This is a genomic window from Salinispora fenicalii (genome assembly GCF_000514815.1).
GTDB lineage: Bacteria > Actinomycetota > Actinomycetes > Mycobacteriales > Micromonosporaceae > Micromonospora > Micromonospora fenicalii.
Genome location: NZ_AZWQ01000016.1, coordinates 1 through 17,484 on the forward strand (window position 1 = coordinate 1; position 17,484 = coordinate 17,484).

The window sequence follows — 17,484 nt, forward strand, 5'->3', positions numbered from 1 at the left end:
CCGAAGGGCTACCGAAGGTCGACCTCTACTCGCAGGTGGCGGTCGCCACCGGGTCGCGGCTGGTCTTCCTCGCCGGCCAGGTCGCCGTCGACGCCGACGGGAACACGGTTGGCGTGGGCGACCTCGCTGCCCAGGTCGAGCAGTGCTACCTCAACGTCGCCACCGCCCTGGCCGAGGTCGGCGGCTCCTTCGATGACGTGGCGAAGTTGACCGTGTACGTCGTCGACTGGACGCCCGACAAGATGGCGCTCCTGGGAGAGGGGATCGCGCGGGCGGCGGCGAAGCTGGGCGTCACCCTGGCCGCCCCGTTGACGGGCCTGGGCATCAGCGCGCTCGCCGGCCCCGACCTGCTGGTCGAGGTCGAGGCCACCGCAGTCCTCGACGGACCGGGCCGAGGAAAGGGCCCCAAGCGGGATTGAGAGGGACACGACGCGGCCGAACCGTCACGGGCAACCGTCGATGTTCGGCCGCGTCGGTAGCGACTCACCCGGACTGCCTGAGCCCGGCCATCCCGCTGCCCCTGGCCGGCCTGCCGCACCGGGACACACGGCCACAGATCGGTGAGTACATAACGGATCATCCTGGTGGGACTGGCGTAACTGCAATTGGCGCTGGCCCACACCCTGGCCCGTCGTTCAGCAAGGACGCGCCGAGTTGCGACAGTCGGATTTGGCTGTCGGAGACCGCACCAGATTTCCGGAGTGCCGAGATAGTCCCGGCTGCGGCCATCCACACGCACGCTGCTCAGGGCAGCACCCGCGCTAGCTACGGCAATGCGTTGTACCCACCTCCGCGACGTTAACGCCGTTCTGACCGCCGTGGCCTCGATTCCACGATCCGCACAGGTGCAGACACCGGCGCTGGCGACCAAAGCGATGTGTCAACGAGGCACACGACAACCGTAGACGGTGTCGTGGCCGGGCGGCCGAATACCGTACAGCGGACTTCCCAGCGTTGGGGCGCCACCGGTGAAGCGCCGAGGACTCCGCCACTATCGCCAGTGCCCCTGATCTGCTACAGGCGCGCCTCTCGATGGGATGCGCGCTAAGCGTTGACCTCTCTCGCCATAGCGCGTCCAGGGCGAGGCGATCCAACGTCACCCATGCCGCCGCAGGGCGCCGGTCGCTGCAAGCCAGGATCCGGAATATGACGGATTTGGTGCCCCTTCACAGCATTTGACCATCGACCGAGGAGACGGCCGTGAACTACACCCACCGCTACCCAAGTGTCCTAGACAGCCTCGTCCCCGGGAAGTCCTGGGTTGGCCCGATCATGGATCCCACTACTGTCGACTGCCCCGTCCGTCCGGCCCATGTGGCGCTTCCGTTCCGCACAATTGGCGGTCGTCCGGTCACGCCGGCCCCGTCAATGGGGATCCGTTACGAGCGCAACGAACTCGGGTATTGGGGCAAGCGGCTTCGCACGAACGCCCTAGCTGCCGCCGAGGTTGTTGGCTCTACCGGCGTCAAGCGCCGATGGATTGTCATGATCGAGCGGTTAGACGGGTGTGGTTGGGCGCTACCGAGTGGCTACATTGATCCAGAGGAAGACCCATGTGATGCCGCGAGGCGGAAGCTGTGGGAAGTAGCGCAACTGGTTGTGGAACCGTCTCCGGAGCGCCATCTTATGTTGGCCCGCTACATACCCGATCCCCGGGCACCCGACGAGGTGTGGATGGCCACTGTTACATCCTGCGTGAGCCTGGGCACCTACGACAACCACCGCCAATTGCCTAAGGTGGTCGGCGCGGTCGATGCCAGGCGCGCGCGGTGGGTGCCGGCACACACCTATACGGCGGTCTTCAAATACCTGGCCAGTAACTACGACGGCGACGTATTCCCGGCTGACCGGGCCCTGCTGGCTGAGGTTCTGGGATGAAGTGCTCGCCAGTCCGGGAAGACCAGGTGTTCGGAAACATCCAACGCCACGGCCCCGAACAGCGAGGCCGGAGCGAGGGGTGTGGTGCCCAGCTTGGCTGACGCCCGCGCGATGCCCTCGAGCAACTCCGGCATCCGCTCCGGGGTCCAGTCGACGACATGCACCGTCAACTTCACCACATCGGCGAAGGACACCCCGACGCCAGCCAGCGCGGTGCCGACGTTGAGGTAGCACTGCTCGACCTGGGCAGCCAGGTCGCCTTCGCCGATCATCTTACCGTCGGCATCCCAGGAGACCTGCCCAGCGACGTGAATCAGCTTGGAACCGGTCGCCACCGACACCTGCCGGTACACGTCGACCACGGGAAGTCCGCTCGGGTTAACCAGGGTTACGGCCATGATGACCGCCTCCTTAGCCAGCCCAGCCGCACCCAGCTCCAGCCAACCCCGGAGGCAGGGCCGCAGAGCGGGAACCAGCAGACCCGCCCGTAGCAGGCGACGTAGCCGAAAACTCGCGTGTGTGAATGCAAGTTGGCAGGTATACAACGGACAGCAAGTTGCCATGCGCGATGCAGAGGAGCAGAGATGACCGGTATGACCTCGCCGGCCACGTCCGTATCCGACCGCGCCATGCGTGCTGTCATGGCAAAGGACCGGGCCGCGTGGCTCGACTGCTTCGCCGAGGACGCGCTGCTGCGCGACCCGGTCGGTGGTTCGCCGCTTGACCCGCACGGAAAGGGCTTCCGGGGGCATGCCGCCCTAGCACAGTTCTGGGACTCACTGGTCGAGCCCGCCCAGGACGTGCGCTTCGTCGTACGCGAGGAATACCCCTCGTCCCAGGCCACGGCGAAGGTGGCGTCAGTCGCCGTCACGCTGCCTGGAGGCGAGGCACTCAGCTACGACGGCGTGTTCGTGTACGAGGTGGACGAGTCCGAGCGGATCACGTCCTTGAGCGGGTACTTCACGCCACCCTTTCCCGCGACCTAGCCCACCGGGGTGGCGGCACGAGTGACACCCGTCGACCACACCGACCACCTCGACCCCTACCCGGTGGACGATCCCCTAACGGGACACCAGCTCAACGACCGCCGATCGCCCCGGGCGGCCCGTGAAGATCAACTATTTGGCCCTGGTGTCGTCGTTCTCACCAACACCCATAGGCTCCCGTGGGTTCACGCGAATCGACGGTTCTTCACTGGGAACCCACGGGTTCATTCAGGTCTGTGAGTTGTGGCCGACCAGTGAGTTCGATCGAACCCAGCTGCTGCTCGTGGTCGCACTCCGTGAGGAGTGCCGGAAACCAGGTGACTTCCTCGGGAGTGCCGTCGTGCGTGCCTCGGTGACCCGGCGAGTGCCGGAAGCTCGTCCGCGTGGGTCTGATTGGACATCGATAGCCCTCGTGGGATCGTGACGGCTTCCGGGCAGACTCCCGCAACCGCGTCAGTTGACAGCGTCCGCCGCCACGACGGCTGACGTCCGGGGAAGGGGCACCCGAATGTCGAGGGCCTTGGCGACGACCTCGCGCAAAGCCCCCTGCACCGCTTCCCGCCCACCGTTGCCGTCCACGACGACAAAGCTGTCGAACTCTGGCAGGGACAGGTAGGCACCCCGATAGCGGGCGAGAAAGTCGATGCTCTCCCGATCGATGCCGCGACCTTCGATACGCCGTTGAGCGCCGGCTGGATCGACGTCGAGGAAGACGGTCAGGTCGGGAGTGGGGAGCACGCGGTTGAGGCGTCGGATGAAGTCCTCGTTGTTCGCCTGCTGCAACCGAGCCGCTGCATATTGACAGTAAGTGTAGCGATCTATCAGGGTGACCGACTCCGGATCGGCTGCTGACTCTCGCAGGGTGGCGAGCGTCGCCAATTTACTGCATGCCGAGATCAGGCGGATGACATCCGGTCCCAACATCTCGAGGTGATCCTCGAAGCCGTCTTCCCGAGCAATCGCGTCGAGGGACTGTCGAACCGGGAGAAGGGTCTGGTTCAGCAGTTGACATGCGGGAACATCGAGTGAGTTGAGCCATGATGTGAGCTCCTTGACCTGTGTGGTTTTGCCTGCTCCGTCGATGCCGACGATGACGATCAGCTGGCCGGGAACGTTCAGGTCAAACACGTGTCAGCCTTTCCTGGAAGGACCGGGCATGGTCGTACCGTAGTTCAGCCGAGGCTAGGGCGGCTGTCAGGTATCTCGGTCTGGTGGTTCATGAGGGGTAGGGGCTTGTTGCAGTTGTCGCATCCTGATAGGAAGCGTTCATGTCCCCGGCCCAGACCGCAGGTCACCGTCGCGGTCTTCGGGTCATGGCTGCGGCGGCATTGGCGCGGGGTCCGGCCGAGGTCCTGGACTTCCTTCTGCCGCTGTGGGCCGGTACGGCGATCGGCGCAACCGCCGGTCAGATCGGTGCGCTGGCCGCGACCGAGGCGCTGCTGTCCCTGCTGGGTCGGCCGGCCGCCGGGGTCCTGGCCGACCGCTTCGACCGGGCGCGGGTAGCCGCGGCTGGCGCAGTCCTCTTCGGGCTTTCACTCTTTGGGTACGCGCTCGCCACCAACCTTGGCGTGGCGTTCGGCGCTGCTGTCTGTGGCGGAGTCGGTGGGGCGCTGTTCTGGGTGGCGCTGCGGGCGCGCGTGGGTGAGCACCTGCGCGACGACGCGGCGATCTACAGCCGGCTGCTATCTGCCGAGGGAACCGGCATCTGGATCGGCTTCCTCGTCGCACTGACACTCCTCGACAACGACCGGTACCAGCTGGTTTTCGGCACCGCCGGGGTTGCCTGCCTGCTCGCCGCGGTGCTGCTCCTGTCCAGCCCGACACCGGCCGGCGGACCGTCACGCGCACAGGTCGACCTGCGTCAGGTCGCCCGCCGGCTGCGCCCACTGCTCGTGGTGGTGGCGGTCACCGCCACCGTCGAGTTTGGGGTTTCCCTGCTGCTCTTGTTGCATCTACAGCGGGGTTTTGGTCTCACCGTCGGCCAGATCAGCCTGGTGTTCCTGCCCGGTTTCGTCATCCTCACCGCACTGCCGTTGCGCCTACACGCAGTCGTACGGCGGATCGGACGTGCGGCAACCCTGACCTCCTCACTGATCGCAAGCGCCATCGTCGCCGTGGGGCTGGCCTTCGCGGCCAACCCGGTGGCCATCGGGGCACTGTGGGCGGTCTCCGCCGCCTGCCTGGCTGCGGCGATCCCGGTGGAGCAGACCATCGCCGCGGAGGCCTCCGACGGCAGCCTCGGGCGCGGCATGGGGATCTACCAGAGCGCGACTTTGCTCGGCGCGGTCCTCGGCCCGCTGAGCGCCGGCGCGCTCTACCAGAGCGGCGGATGGCGCGGGGCCTGCGTCGGCGCGGCCGGCGTACTCGTGGCGGGAGCGGCGCTCGTCCCGGCCGCACTGCGCCGGGTCGGTGTGCCGGACCGGCCACCACCCCAGCCGTCGGGTGCTGCGGACCTGGTGGCGACGCCGGCGGCGGAGACAGTGCCACCGGCGCCGCCACCGCAGCGCCGCCACTCGCCGGTCGAGCTGCGGCGTCGCTGGACCGTCCGGTCGGCCGTGTTCATCGCCGGGCAGGTGGCCTTCGCGGCACTCGGCCACTCCTGGCTCGCCGCGGTCGCAAGTGGCCGCTACACCCTGCTGGAGGCGCTCAATGGCGACCTTGGCGACGCGTCGTGGCAGCTGGGAGCCAGCAGAATCTGGCTGATCATCTTCCTGGTCGACTCGATCTGGACCTGGGCCCGCCTGCTCCGCAGCCGCCGGCGGCACGGACGTGAGTCACAGCCGGGGTGAGGGCGGGCCCACCGACGCCGGCGGGTGCACCTGCCGCACCCGCGGCAGCGGGCTCACCCTGCCGTAGACAGCGTGTTACGTTCCGTCGATGCCCGGCCGAAACGACGCTCGGCCTCCGTCAAGAGTGCCGAGCAACAGTTGATGGTGGCACGTTCGGGAACTGACATCTGAAACACGAACCGCACCCCCTCGGACGCAGGCCGGTGAGGATCCGGGTGGTGTCCCAGCTGCCGGCGGGGGGCGCCGGCCTGGCGGCAGCACCCGAGGTGCCGATCGGCGGGGTTTCGGACTGGAGTGAACGCCTCCGGGCAGTACTTCTCCACGTCATCCCCACTCGGTCAACGAATGACCTTGCGCTTCTACAACCCCAAACGACACACGGTCTAACGGCAGGACCCTGTCTGCGTTTTTAGCCCTTTGAAACTCACCAGAGCACCTTATATTGATAATCTTTGTTATTTATGACAGGATTGACTAGAGATCCGACGGATTTGAACTCCATTTCGGCAATGTGTTTCCTCGTAGCGATGATTCGGGCATCATGGCAGTAGCAAAGGGACCTTAGGCAAAGACGCTCGAGACAAGTGGTTGAGGGATCGGCGTATCCTGAAACGCTACAGGTTGTTCAAGGAAGAACTGACGATCTACCCGACCAGAGTGGACGTGATTCATCCGACCGGTAGTTTCCGGCGTTCCAGATCGGAGAAGCAGGAAGTGACCAGTTTCCTGGTGCTCGGAACCATTGAGGCCCGTACCCGTACCACCGTTCAGCGGATCACCGGGGTCATGAAGCAGACGCTGCTAGCGGCCTTGATCGCTGCCAACAACCGGCCCGTGACCATCGAAGCCCTCTCCGAGGAGCTATGGGGGCCGACGCCGCCCGCCAAGATGGAGAACGCTCTGCAGGCCCAGGTCAGCCGCATTCGGCGATTGCTCAATCGGCTGGAACCCGAACGCCCGGAAAGCCGCTTGATCACCACCGTGTCCAGCTACCGGATGATGGTTTCCTGGTCCGAGGTGGACGTGCTGTCGTTCGAACGCACAGTAAACGTCATCCAGGACCGGCCGTGTACGGACCTAAGGCGCGACATCCGCGACTTACGCAGCGCGCTGGAACTGTGGCGCGGCCCGATCTTCGGTGGTCTGACCGGTGGTGCAATCTGCCAGGCAGCGGCCGCCCGCTACCAGCAAATCCGCACCACCGCCCTCGAACTGCTCTATGACCGGGAGCTGCGTAATGGCAACCAGGCGCGGATTATCCCCGAGCTGATGGGACTGATGGCCGAGAGCCCCACCAGCGAGCAGTTGTGCAGCCTGCTCATGGTCGCGCTCTACCGCGCCGGGCGCCAGGCCGAGGCACTCGAGGTGTACCGCCACCTCCGCCGTCACCTCGCCGACGAGCTGGGCATGGAGACCTCGCCCGTGCTCCGGCGCTACGAGAAGGCGATCCTCGACCACGATCCGCTGCTGTTCCAGCAGGCCGCCCCGCCGGTGTTCAGCAAGGGCGACTGACCATCGGCACCCCGGCGGCACACACTGCGGCGCCGCCGCCGGAGCCTTCGACACCGCACGAACGGACCCAGGCCGTCGCGAACCGGCGGCCGACTCCTCGCTCGGTATCGCCTCTTCTCAAACCGGCTCGCGGGATATCGACGGAGCTGCCGGGCCGCTACGATCGACACGCCCACGCGTCGGACAGACTCTGGGAGGACCGGATGGCTCGGTTGGCGGTGGTGTCGGGAGGCGGAACCGGGATCGGCCGGGCGGTGGCAGCGGAGTTGGCCGCCGACGGTGCCGACGTCGTCATCCTCGGCCGCCGGCCGGAGCCGTTGCGGGCGGCCGTAGCGCAGATCAACGCTGATGTCGGGGCGCACCGGGTAAGGGCGGTGCCGGCCGACCTCACCCAGGTCGAGCAGGTCCGCGCCGCCGCAGCCGACATCACCGACGGCGGCGCCATCGTCGACGTGCTGGTCAACAACGCCGGCGGCAACGTCGCCCCCGTCCCGCCGCAGGACCTGACCGAGGTCGGTGAGCACTGGCGGGCCAACATCGACGCCAACGTGCTGCCGGCGGTGCTGCTGACCCACGCGCTGCTGCCCGCGCTGCGGCGGCCCGGCGGTCGGATCGTCACCGTCACGTCGATCGCGGCCTTCCGCGGCCCCGCCACGTACGGCGGGGCCAAGGCGGCCCTGCATCCGTGGTCGATCGAGCTGGCCAACCTGCTCGCGGCGGAAGGCGTCACCGTCAACGTCGTCGCGCCCGGCTACATCCCGGAGACCGAGTTCTACGGCGACCGGATGTCGCCGGGATTCCACGCTAGCCGCGTACAGCAGTCGCCGATGCGTCGCGGTGGCGAGGTACGCGAGGTCGCCGCCGCCGTCAGCTTCCTGGCCAGTGCGCCGGCCGGCTTCGTCACCGGCCAGATCCTGCAGGTCAACGGCGGTGCGATCGCCGGGCGGGGCTAGAGCACGCCGTCACGCTGGCGAGCCCGTGCGCTGCGCTCCCAACCGCTTACGCGCCTCGGCGACCGTCCGCATGGTCAACTCAGCGGACGCGCCAAGGTACGACCCCGGGTCGAATATTTCCTCGATCGTGGTCGGTGCCATGGCGCTCATCAGGTCGGGGCGTTCGGCGAGCAGGTCGCGCACCCGCCGCCCCTGTTGGAACGCCTCCTGGGTAATCTGATACGTGAGTTCGTGCGCATGCTGCTTGCCGAACTGGCGGCCCAGCACCAGCATTAGCCGCTCCGACATAACCTGGTCGGCCACCGCGACAACGTTGCGCTCCAAGCGGTCGGTGTTGATGGTCAGGCCTTCGACGCTCTCCACGACGATCCCCAACGCGGCGAGACAGTAGTGGGAGACGTCGGGAACGCACGCCCACTCCAGCCGCAGCGAGCGGGAGTCACGTTCGTGGTCACCGATCATGGCCGCCAGTGCGAGACCGGACTGGGCGGCTGCCAGCCGGGCCATCACCACGACCTGCTCGCAGCGTTCCGGATTGCGCTTGTGCGGCATTGTGCTGCTGCCCACCTTGCCGTGCCACCACGCCTCCCGCACCTCGTTGAACTCCGGCCGCGACAGCGTCCGGACTTCGTCGGCGATCCGCCCGAGCGTGCCAGTCAGCATGGCCAGCCCGGTCACGAACTCAGCAACCCGGTCCCGGGCCACGTGCCAGCCGACCTCCGGCACGTGCAGCCCGAGTCGGGCTGCCACCCGTTCAAGCAGTTGCGGGCCGCGGTCACCGAACGCGGCCATGGTGCCCGAGCCGCCGAACAGCTGCACCACGAGGACCCGCGCCCGCATCTGATTCAGCCGCTCGCGGTGCCGCAGCAGCTCGTCCAGCCAGCTCGACAGCTTCAGCCCAAAACCCATCGGCAGCGCCGGCTGAGCGTGGGTGCGACCGAGTGCGACCGTGCCGGCGTGCCGCTCGCTGAGCGCTGCCAAGCGCGTGAGCAGCCGGTCGAGCGCCGGCTCGACCTCGTCGAGCACGTCACGCATCTCCAACGTCTGCCCGGTGTCCTGAATGTCCTGGGTGGTCGCGCCGTAGTGGATGAACTGACCCGCCTCCGGTCCGCAGGCGGTCTCGAAGGCCCGCAGCAGCCCGACCAGGGAGTGCCCCGAGCTCTCGATCTGCGCCTGCACCTCGTCCAAGTCAATCTTGGACAGCACCGCCGAGATGGCGATCTGGTCCGCCACCCGCCGGGGTATCAGGTCGACCTCCGCCTCGGCCAGCGCCAGGGCCGCCTCGATGTCGAGCCACCGCTGGTGCCGACAGGTGTCGCAGAAGATCCGCCGAGACGCCGGAGTGGCGTAGCGGTTGCCGTAGAAACGGGAGTCGGTGATGTGGCCTCGTTCGTGCCGGCAGCTGCCGGCTTGGGTCTCGGACACAGCTCTACCTCGCCTTCGTCAGAGCTTGGCTTCGCTCAGGTACGGACAGCCGCCGTACGGCGGGGCTGCGGTGTCGATGCGGGCCGCGGCGGCCAGGTCCAGCGCCGCCTTCCGCGGGGTGAGGCCGTCGCGGCGCGCGGTGTCGGCGATCTGCCCAATCAGCTCGCGCATGATGCCGGCCAGCGCATTCAGGACCCCCTGACCACTCGGTACCTGTCGCGGGCCGAACAACGCCTCCATGGACGCCGACCCCCCGATGCCACCGATAAAGTCCGGTACCACGAACACACCGCAGTGGTACAGGGCCTGCTCGGCCTCGGCGGACAGGCCGCAGTTCGCCCCCACGACCACTGCGGGGAACTGGCACCGCATCGCCTGCGCCATCGACATGGCGTCGGCGCAGGCGGCCAGCACCAGCACGTCGGCCGGAGCGGCGAAGATGTCCTCCGGCCGGCCACCCACGCCGAGCTGGGGCACCGGCGTGCCGGTCGGGTCGGCCAGCATACGGACGACGTCCAGGCCGGCGGAGTCGGTGACCGTACCGAACTCGTCGGCTACCGCGATGACCCGTGCGCCGGCCTCGTGCAGCGTCAGCGCCGTCGCCCGGCCCAGGTTGCCGAAGCCTTGCACCGCACAGCGCAGCGGGCCCGACAGGTCGATCACCCGTGCCGCCCCGATGACGGCGTGCGCGACCGCATGTCCGGCCCGGCGCTGGCTGACCGCCAACGGCCCGACCATCTCGTCCAACCGCGCCATCCGGGTGAAGAACTCCTCGTTGGTCAGCCCCTGTGCGGTGGCGATCGCGTACTTGACCGAGGGGATGCCGACGGTGCGGGCATGCTGTTGCAGCTCCGCCCACTCGGTGCCCATGTCGGGACCCATACTGAACCGCGAGCCCAGCTCGTCACGGAGAAAGCCGATGAAGCCACGCAACGCGGCGCCCTTGTCGGGACTGCGCGGGTGGTGGTCCAGGCCGCACTTCGCGCCATCGACGTTGAGCCCCAGGACCCGCTGCTTCAACGTCATCCGTTGCGCGAGCCGACCCAGTTCGGTGACGTCGAGCCCGGGCTGCACGCGGCAACCGCCTGCTGCCAACGGCCGCTCGACCCTGTCGTAGACCAGCCAGCCACGAAGGCCCGACCGGTGGTCTTCGTAGCTCAGCACAGTGGTCATGGTCGGTCGTCCTCCGTCTGGGTGCGGCGCAGCAGCGCTGCCACCTCACGGGCGGTCACGACGCCGCGGAGCAGGCCGCCGTCGAGGACCAGTAGCGCACCGGCGGCGCGAAGCCGCCCGAGCACGTCGTCCAGCGCCTCGCCAGCGCCGGCGTGTGGCAGGGGCGGATCGACGACCGGGCCGATGGCGTCATGCACCGCCACCGCACCGGTGGCGAGCAGGTGGGCGAGGCCAGGCTCGGACACGGTGCCCGACACCTCGACGAGCCGAATCGGCGGCTCCGCCGCCGTCACCGGAAGGTGGCACAGGCTGGTGTCGGCCATCAACTTCAGCGCGCCGGCGACCGTTTCCTGCGGATGCACGACAACGGCCGCCGGCCGGTCGGTCACCGTGTCGAGCGCGGCGCCGAGACAGCGCGCCGAGGTGGGGTCGGCGACGAAGCCGTGCCGGCGCACCCACCCCTCGTCGAAGACCTTCGACAGGTAGCCGCGTCCGGTGTCGGGCACGACGACCACAATCACGTCCTGCGGCTGGCAACGTCTGGCCAACCGTACGGCGGCGGCAACGGCCATGCCGCTCGAACCGCCAGCCAGGATCCCCTCTTCACGCGCCAACCGTCGGGCGTACAGCACGGAGTCGCGATCGCTGACCGCCAACACCCCGTCGGGCACCGACGGGTCGTACGACCCGGGCAGCGACGGCTGGCCGACTCCCTCAACCAGGTACGGTCGGGCCCGCGTACCGCTGTAGACCGACCCCTCCGGGTCCGCCCCGATGACGCGTACCCGCCCGCCGGAGACCTCTTTGAGGTACTGGCCGATGCCGCTGATCGTGCCACCGGTGCCGATCCCAGCCACCAGGTGGGTAATCCGTCCGTCGGTCTGCGCCCAGATCTCCGGGCCGGTGCCGGAATAGTGTGAGTCTGGATTGGCCGGGTTGGCGTACTGATTGGGCGAGTAGCCGCCAGGGATTTCCGTGGCCAGCCGAGCGGCGACGCTGCGGTAGGAGTCCGGATGCTCCGGCGGCACGGTGGACGGGCACACCACTACCTCGGCGCCGTAGCCGCGCAGCAATGCCCGCTTTTCCTCGGCCACCTTGTCGGGGCAGGTGAACACGCATCGATAGCCGTGGGCCTGCGCCACCATCGCCAGCCCCACGCCGGTGTTGCCGGACGTCGGCTCGACGATCACCCCGCCCGGACCCAGCTGGCCGGCGGCCTCGGCCTCGGCCACCATGCGCAGCGCGATCCGGTCCTTTGCGGAGCCGCCGGGGTTGAGCGACTCCAACTTGGCGAGCACCAGCGGTGCCAGGCCCGCGGTGATCCGGTGGAGCCGGACCAGCGGTGTGTCACCGATCAGGTCCACGATCGACTCGTGGTACTTCACGACGCCCCTCCCCCGGCACGGCGTGCTTCCGACACCGTCGACAGGCGGCGGTACGCGGTGGTGAATTCGAGGCTGGTCCGCACCCACACCAGTGCGGGGCCGGGATACGCGAGGGCCTTCGCCAGGCACGGGCGCACCTCGCCCGGGTGCTGCACGGTGAATGCGAGCGCGCCAAACGCCTCGGCCAGCCAGGCGAAGTCCGGGTTGGCCAGCTCGGTACCGATCGGTCGGCCCGGATGGTCACGTTCCTGATGGAGGCGGATGGTGGCATAGCTGCGGTTGTCCGCGACTACGTAGGTGACCGGCACCTGTCGCTGCACCGCGGTTGTCAGCTCACCGAGGTTCATCACCAGTCCGCCGTCGCCGACCACCGCGACGGTCGGTACGGTCGCGTCCCGCAGTCCGGCCGCGATACCGGCGCCAACAGCAAAGCCCATCGCGCTGGACGCGACGCCGAGCAGGCGGCCGCGTTCGCCAAGGCGGACATACCGGTAGAGCCAGCTGGTAAACGTGCCAGAGTCGACCACCAGTGTGAGATGCCCGCCGGTCAACTCGTCGAGTGCCGCGGCGACCTCGCCGAACACCACACCGTCCGGCGCCGTGACGGGTCGCCAGACGGCCTTGTCGGCCTCGATTCGGTGCAGCCGGGCGATCCACTCGGCCCGGCTGTCCGGTACGGCTGGCTCTCCGGTCAGGTCGGTCAGGAACATGGCGGGATCGCCGACGGCACCGAGCGTGACCGGGTGGTAGGTGTCCAGCCAGGCCGGATCGGGGTGGACGTGGATCAGGGTCTGTCCCCGCGCAGGCAGCCGCCGCCGCAGCGTGGTGGTGCCGTCCAAAGCGGTGCCGACGGCCAGGATGACGTCGGCGGCACCGAAGGCCGCGGCCTGCGTCGCGGGAGTGGCGTTGTGCAGGTGCCCGGCGTAGTGCGGGTGGCGGTTGGGCAGCAGGTGCTGGCACTTGTTCGCGGTGACCACCGGTACCGCGTGCCGCTCGGCGAACGCACGCACAGCCTCCCGGCCGCGCGGATGGTCAAGCTGCGGGCCGGCGATCAGCAGCGGGCGGCGCGCCCCAGCCATCAGCTCAGCGGCCCGGCCCAACGCCGCCGCGCCGACCCGGGGCAGGGCGACCGCCGCTCGGCAGGCCGGCAGGGCAAGCGGGTCGGCGCGGCCGATGACGTCCTCCGGCACGGTCAGCACGACCGGTCCGGGCGTGCCGGACTCGGCGGTGCGCACAGCGCGGGCGACGAACTCGGCGGTGTCCGCCGGGTCATGCAACGTCCACACCGCCTTGGCGACGCCGCCGAAGAGCCGGCCGCAGTCCACGCCCTGAAACGGATCGCGGTCGGTATTACGCCGCGGGACACCGCCCACCACAAGCAGCAACGGGGCACCGTCTTCGCGGGCGGCATGCACGGCGATCGCGGCGTTGGCTGCGCCGGGCCCTCGGCTGACCAACGCGACCCCGACCCGGCCGGCAAGCTTGGCGTCGGCCAGCGCCATAAAGCCGGCCGATCCCTCATGCCGGCAGGTCACCACGTCCACCCGGGGCTCGTCATGCAGGGCGTCGAGGATCGGCAGGTAGCTCTCCCCGGCGACGCAGAACACCCGATCGACGTCGTACCCCCGCAGGCTGGCCACGACGGTCGCGCCGGCCGGGACCGGTGCCGGCGCGCCGTCGGCGTCGGTCATACCCCGCCCCCTCCGGGCGCCCGGTACGGTGCCGTGGCCTCCGTCCGCGGGAAGATGATCGCCGACTCATCGAACGTCTGCCCCAACCGCTGGTACTGCAGTAGCACCAGTTCCGGCGCCGCGTGGTGCCAGTGCTCGGCGCCGCGCTCGTAGCGGATCGGACCGCGCCACGTGTCGAACGGCATTCGCTCCAGCGCGTCGAGAACGTCGGCCCGGCTGCCCGACGAGGCGGCGACGGCCCGGGCGATGACGGTGACGTCGGTGAAGTGGGTCAGCGCGGTGTCCGGCGGAAACGATCCATACCGGGTGCTGTACCGGTCAATGAACCAGTGCGCGACGTCGGTGAGTCCCTGCCACGACGGTCGGTAGCGCATCGCCGGCCACATAGTGCCGACGCCGACCGGCCCCGAGAGGCGCCAAAAGTCCTCCGACCGCAGCGGGAAGCCGAAGGTCACCATCATCGGGGTACCCGGCAGGATGCCCAGCGCCGCTGCCTGCTCGATGATCAGATAGTTCGTGCGGACGACGCCGCCGTTGATGAACAGGTCGGGCTCGAACTGCTGGATGCCTTTGAGCTGCTCGGTGAAGTTGTCGGTGTCGTCCTGCGGGAAGTCGAAGCGCAGGAACTCCATGCCGTGCCGCTCGGTCCCGTACCGGACCAGGGTGTCGGCCATCATCTGGCCGAAGACGGTGTCGGAGGCGATCAGACCGACCCGACGCATGCCCTGCGCGGCGGCGAAGTCGAGCATCACCGGCACCCGGTCGGCGATGCTGAAGTAGGCGCGAAAGACGTTGCGACGCCGCTCTGCGGTGACGTCGCTGTGCCCGTTCTCGATGAAGATCGGCACGTCGTAACGGGTCGCCACGTCGACCACCCACGGGGTGGTCCGCAGGTGCCACTGTCCCATCACCGCGACCACGTCGTCGACGAGGGCAAGCTTGGTCATCTGCGCCGCCGACGAGCGGGCCATGCCCTCCTGCGCGGCGGTGGCCTGGTCGTCGTAGAGCACGAACTGCACGCCGCGACCGCCGGCGAGGTCGTGCTCACGGACGTACTCCGCGCCCAAACAGGCGCCCCGGACGACCAGTTCACCGGCGGTCGGGTCGCCCGGCGGGGTCAGCGGGGTGAGGATGCCGATGCGGACCGGGTCGTCCCCGGCGCTCTGGTTGACCTTCCCCACCATGACGGTGGCGCGGGTGTGGGCGTTGTCTGCGGTTGCGGTCACGATCGTCCTTCCTCGAACTCCGGGGTCAACTCGAACTCGCTTAGGTAGCCGGAGAAGCGGTCCGCCAGCTCCGTCGGGCGCAGGCCAAACGACTCGACCCGATACCGGTGGCGTTCCTGCGGCCGACCGGCCCCCGCGATGACGAACCGGGTCATCGCGTCACGGGCGGCGTCGGTCATCGGTACCCCGGCGTGGTCACACACCCGCTCGGCGACGCCGAGCGGGTCGGCGACGAGGTCCGCGTAGCGCACGTCCAGCGGCGCCCAGGCGTTCCCGCCGCGGCCGCGGCGCAGGCCGGGTAGCACCGCCGCCACCCGCGCCAGCCACTCCTGGCCGATCTCGGCGGGGTCGACTTGGCGGGATCGGGCCGCCCGGATGGTCGCCGTCAGGCTGCACACGCTCGGTATGGCCACCGCCGGATCGCGATGCAGCCGGACCACCGTGGCGTCCGGGAAGCTCCGGGTCAGTTCATCAAGGTGCCACAGGTGCGACGGGCACTTCAGCAGCACCGCGTACGGCTCTGCCGCGTCGGCGTCCGCAGTGGGCCGGGCGAGCAGACACTGTAGGGCGGCACGGTGATGCGCGTAGGCGGGCGCCATCGGCTGTTCCGCCAGCCAGCCGAGATAGCCGGGCACCCGGTACCGCAGGCCGTAGATGAAGTGCCGGAACGTGTTGGCGGTCAGCCGGTGGCACTCCTCGCCGTGCCTCGCGTCGAGGTGATGGATGGCGCGGAAGCCGGGCGCCGCGCGGTAGTACTCCGCGACGTACCGCTCGCACTCGCGCACCAACTGCGACTCGGGACGGGGATCCGCCGGGTGCATCAGCTCCCATAGCCTCGGCGTACGCAGCTTTGGGTGCTGGGACAGCAGGTTGTGCAGGAACGTGGTGCCGGTGCGGAGCAAGCCCGTGATCACCAACGGCCGCGGTAGAGGGGGAAGGGGCCGGGACGCCATCATGTGGCGTACTCGATGGTGATTGGTCAGCGCCTGCACGAGGGCCGTGCGGGTCCGGGCGAGTCCGTCATCGGTCAGCCGGGCCTCCGCGTCCAACGCGGCGGTGAGCCGGCGCAGTCCGGCGACGACCTCCGGATCCTCATCGGGCTCGCCACCCAGCGTGTCCGAGGCCAGCCGGACCATCTCGTCAGGATCGAGCGACCGCGCATCGTTTCGGTCCAGTGAACGGGTCACGGTCCCTACCTTCCGCAATTACCTCGGGACGGCGGCGGGTCATTACGCCAGCAGGCGTGAAGAGTTATGACGGCGATTTTGGCAGCCCATACTTACCGTTTACTGACATCGCACTGACGCTCCCCATAACCGTTTTTACACGAACGGACGCCATTATCATTCGTCATCCTGACGGGACACTGACGGCAGCCTGACCGAACTCCCACACGCGTAACCCTTGTTCCGCAGCACTCACCTGTGCAATAACTGGATCGACCACCGCGTCAGATGGGACGACATTATGAACGGTTCACCCAGCGAATCCGAAATCGTCCTGGCAGCCCTCCAGGACTATACGGAGTCAGACAATCCGAGTGCATTCCTAGCATTGAACTCGGGTAACCGGTACTTCCACGCGGAGGGGATCCCGGGCGTCATCGTCTACCGCGAGGCGGGGCGGTACCTGGTGCAGTTCGCCGGCCCGTTCGCCGCACCGGGCGACCGCGGCAAGCTGCTGAACGCGTTCGTCGCGTTCGCCGTTGAGCGCGATCGCGAGGTGGTCGCCGTTCAGATCCAGGCCGCCGACGCCCCCGACTACCTCGCCGGCGGATTCACGGTCAACCAGATGGGTGCCTCGTTCGCCGTCGACCTGACCCGGTTCTCGCTGCGGGGGACGGCGTTCATGCAGCTCCGCAACAAGATCTCTCGGGCCCACCGAACCGGCCTCGTGGTCCGGGAGGCACCGCTGGAGGACTGGTACGAGCGGGTGCAGGCGCTGGACGCCGCCTGGCTAGGCACCAAGGGTGAGGGTGCCAAGCCACTGGAATTCCTGGTGGGCCAGTACGGCGACCGCCACCAGTCGCTGCGCCGGCTGTTCGTGGCGGCCATCGGCGACCGACTCATGGGCTACATCACCTACTCGCCGGTGTACGGCGCCCACCAGGGATGGCTGCACGACCTGACCCGCCGCCAGCCGGACGCACCGCCCGGCACGATGGAGGCGATCAACCGGGCGGCGATCGACACGTTCATCGCCGAGGGCGTGCACTGGCTGCACTTCGGCTTCACGCCCTTCACCGAGTTGGAGAGACTGCCCCGGTTCGGCGACTACAGCCGCGCCTTCCATCAGTTCATGCGCTACCTGTGGCAGCACGGGGAGGCGGTCTACCCCGCACAGACCCAACTGGCATACAAGCAGAAGTGGGCCCCCAGCCACATCACGGGTGAATACATCGGCTTCCAGCACGGCGCGAGTATCCCCGCGCTGGTCGCGATCTTCCGCGCCTGCAACGCCGTGTGA

15 protein-coding genes are annotated in these 17,484 nt (G+C 68.5%); 7 read left to right on the top strand and 8 right to left on the bottom strand.

The window, feature by feature from the left end; translation table 11 throughout:
* A partial coding sequence (locus B116_RS24710) for a RidA family protein (protein ID WP_033667320.1) occupies positions 1–419 on the top strand: 419 nt, incomplete at its 5' end.
* A 781-nt stretch (positions 420–1,200) separates the two neighbouring features.
* A complete protein-coding gene (locus B116_RS26260) occupies positions 1,201–1,878 on the top strand; it encodes an NUDIX domain-containing protein (RefSeq protein WP_082312736.1) in 678 nt (225 codons plus the stop codon).
* Here B116_RS26260 and B116_RS24715 read toward each other — a convergent pair.
* Complete coding sequence (locus tag B116_RS24715) at positions 1,821–2,276, bottom strand: RidA family protein (protein ID WP_050591832.1); 456 nt, start codon at positions 2,274–2,276, stop codon at positions 1,821–1,823. The two genes, B116_RS26260 and B116_RS24715, sit on opposite strands and share 58 nt — an antisense overlap.
* A gap of 186 nt (positions 2,277–2,462) precedes the next feature.
* On the opposite strand from B116_RS24715, the gene B116_RS0105765 reads away from it, so the two are divergent.
* Positions 2,463–2,864: a nuclear transport factor 2 family protein gene (locus tag B116_RS0105765; RefSeq protein ID WP_027659450.1), complete on the top strand. Its 402-nt coding sequence runs from the start codon at positions 2,463–2,465 to the stop codon at positions 2,862–2,864.
* A 453-nt stretch (positions 2,865–3,317) separates the two neighbouring features.
* Here the strand turns inward: B116_RS0105765 and B116_RS24720 are convergent, their stop codons facing one another.
* A complete protein-coding gene (locus tag B116_RS24720; protein WP_050591833.1) occupies positions 3,318–3,992 on the bottom strand; it encodes a dTMP kinase in 675 nt (224 codons plus the stop codon).
* 140 nt (positions 3,993–4,132) lie between these two features.
* Here B116_RS24720 and B116_RS0105775 point away from each other — a divergent pair, with 140 nt between their 5' ends.
* The 3 genes from B116_RS0105775 to B116_RS0105785 all read left to right on the top strand — a co-directional run bounded on the left by B116_RS0105775 (position 4,133) and on the right by B116_RS0105785 (position 8,118).
* Entirely contained in the window at positions 4,133–5,653 is a 1,521-nt protein-coding gene (locus tag B116_RS0105775; RefSeq protein WP_027659451.1) for an MFS transporter, read from the top strand.
* A gap of 714 nt (positions 5,654–6,367) precedes the next feature.
* Positions 6,368–7,165 (top strand): AfsR/SARP family transcriptional regulator, encoded by a 798-nt coding sequence (locus B116_RS0105780; protein WP_026321298.1) that lies wholly within the window; start codon positions 6,368–6,370, stop codon positions 7,163–7,165.
* 203 nt (positions 7,166–7,368) lie between these two features.
* Positions 7,369–8,118 carry an SDR family NAD(P)-dependent oxidoreductase gene (locus B116_RS0105785; protein WP_027659452.1) on the top strand — a complete coding sequence of 250 codons (750 nt, stop codon included), beginning with the start codon at positions 7,369–7,371 and terminating at the stop codon, positions 8,116–8,118.
* Positions 8,119–8,127: 9 nt separating this feature from the next.
* Here the strand turns inward: B116_RS0105785 and B116_RS0105790 are convergent, their stop codons facing one another.
* From B116_RS0105790 to B116_RS0105815, 6 genes are read right to left on the bottom strand one after another with little or no spacing between them, the layout of a single operon-like run.
* Complete coding sequence (locus tag B116_RS0105790) at positions 8,128–9,543, bottom strand: class-II fumarase/aspartase family protein (RefSeq protein WP_027659453.1); 1,416 nt, start codon at positions 9,541–9,543, stop codon at positions 8,128–8,130.
* 18 nt (positions 9,544–9,561) lie between these two features.
* Positions 9,562–10,716, bottom strand: a complete 1,155-nt coding sequence (locus B116_RS0105795) for a Glu/Leu/Phe/Val dehydrogenase dimerization domain-containing protein (protein WP_027659454.1) — start codon at positions 10,714–10,716, stop codon at positions 9,562–9,564.
* Positions 10,713–12,101 (bottom strand): pyridoxal-phosphate dependent enzyme, encoded by a 1,389-nt coding sequence (locus tag B116_RS0105800; protein WP_018719891.1) that lies wholly within the window; start codon positions 12,099–12,101, stop codon positions 10,713–10,715. Before B116_RS0105800 ends, B116_RS0105795 begins: the two co-directional genes overlap by 4 nt.
* Positions 12,098–13,792: a thiamine pyrophosphate-dependent enzyme gene (locus B116_RS0105805; RefSeq protein ID WP_027659455.1), complete on the bottom strand. Its 1,695-nt coding sequence runs from the start codon at positions 13,790–13,792 to the stop codon at positions 12,098–12,100. Before B116_RS0105805 ends, B116_RS0105800 begins: the two co-directional genes overlap by 4 nt.
* A complete protein-coding gene (locus B116_RS0105810) occupies positions 13,789–15,018 on the bottom strand; it encodes an ABC transporter substrate-binding protein (RefSeq protein ID WP_018719889.1) in 1,230 nt (409 codons plus the stop codon). Before B116_RS0105810 ends, B116_RS0105805 begins: the two co-directional genes overlap by 4 nt.
* Positions 15,015–16,205 (bottom strand): sulfotransferase family protein, encoded by a 1,191-nt coding sequence (locus B116_RS0105815; protein ID WP_027659456.1) that lies wholly within the window; start codon positions 16,203–16,205, stop codon positions 15,015–15,017. Before B116_RS0105815 ends, B116_RS0105810 begins: the two co-directional genes overlap by 4 nt.
* A gap of 280 nt (positions 16,206–16,485) precedes the next feature.
* Here B116_RS0105815 and B116_RS0105820 point away from each other — a divergent pair, with 280 nt between their 5' ends.
* Complete coding sequence (locus B116_RS0105820) at positions 16,486–17,484, top strand: bifunctional lysylphosphatidylglycerol flippase/synthetase MprF (RefSeq protein WP_082312737.1); 999 nt, start codon at positions 16,486–16,488, stop codon at positions 17,482–17,484.

What these genes read in the sequence shown, in the direction of transcription:
- B116_RS24715 (WP_050591832.1), bottom strand. Translation starts at nt 2,276, where the DNA reads ATGGCCGTAACCCTGGTTAACCCGAGCGGACTTCCCGTGGTCGACGTG.
- B116_RS0105765 (WP_027659450.1), top strand. Translation starts at nt 2,463, where the DNA reads ATGACCGGTATGACCTCGCCGGCCACGTCCGTATCCGACCGCGCCATG.
- B116_RS0105775 (WP_027659451.1), top strand. Translation starts at nt 4,133, where the DNA reads ATGTCCCCGGCCCAGACCGCAGGTCACCGTCGCGGTCTTCGGGTCATG.
- B116_RS0105785 (WP_027659452.1), top strand. Translation starts at nt 7,369, where the DNA reads ATGGCTCGGTTGGCGGTGGTGTCGGGAGGCGGAACCGGGATCGGCCGG.
- B116_RS0105795 (WP_027659454.1), bottom strand. Translation starts at nt 10,716, where the DNA reads ATGACCACTGTGCTGAGCTACGAAGACCACCGGTCGGGCCTTCGTGGC.
- B116_RS0105805 (WP_027659455.1), bottom strand. Translation starts at nt 13,792, where the DNA reads ATGACCGACGCCGACGGCGCGCCGGCACCGGTCCCGGCCGGCGCGACC.
- B116_RS0105820 (WP_082312737.1), top strand. Translation starts at nt 16,486, where the DNA reads ATGAACGGTTCACCCAGCGAATCCGAAATCGTCCTGGCAGCCCTCCAG.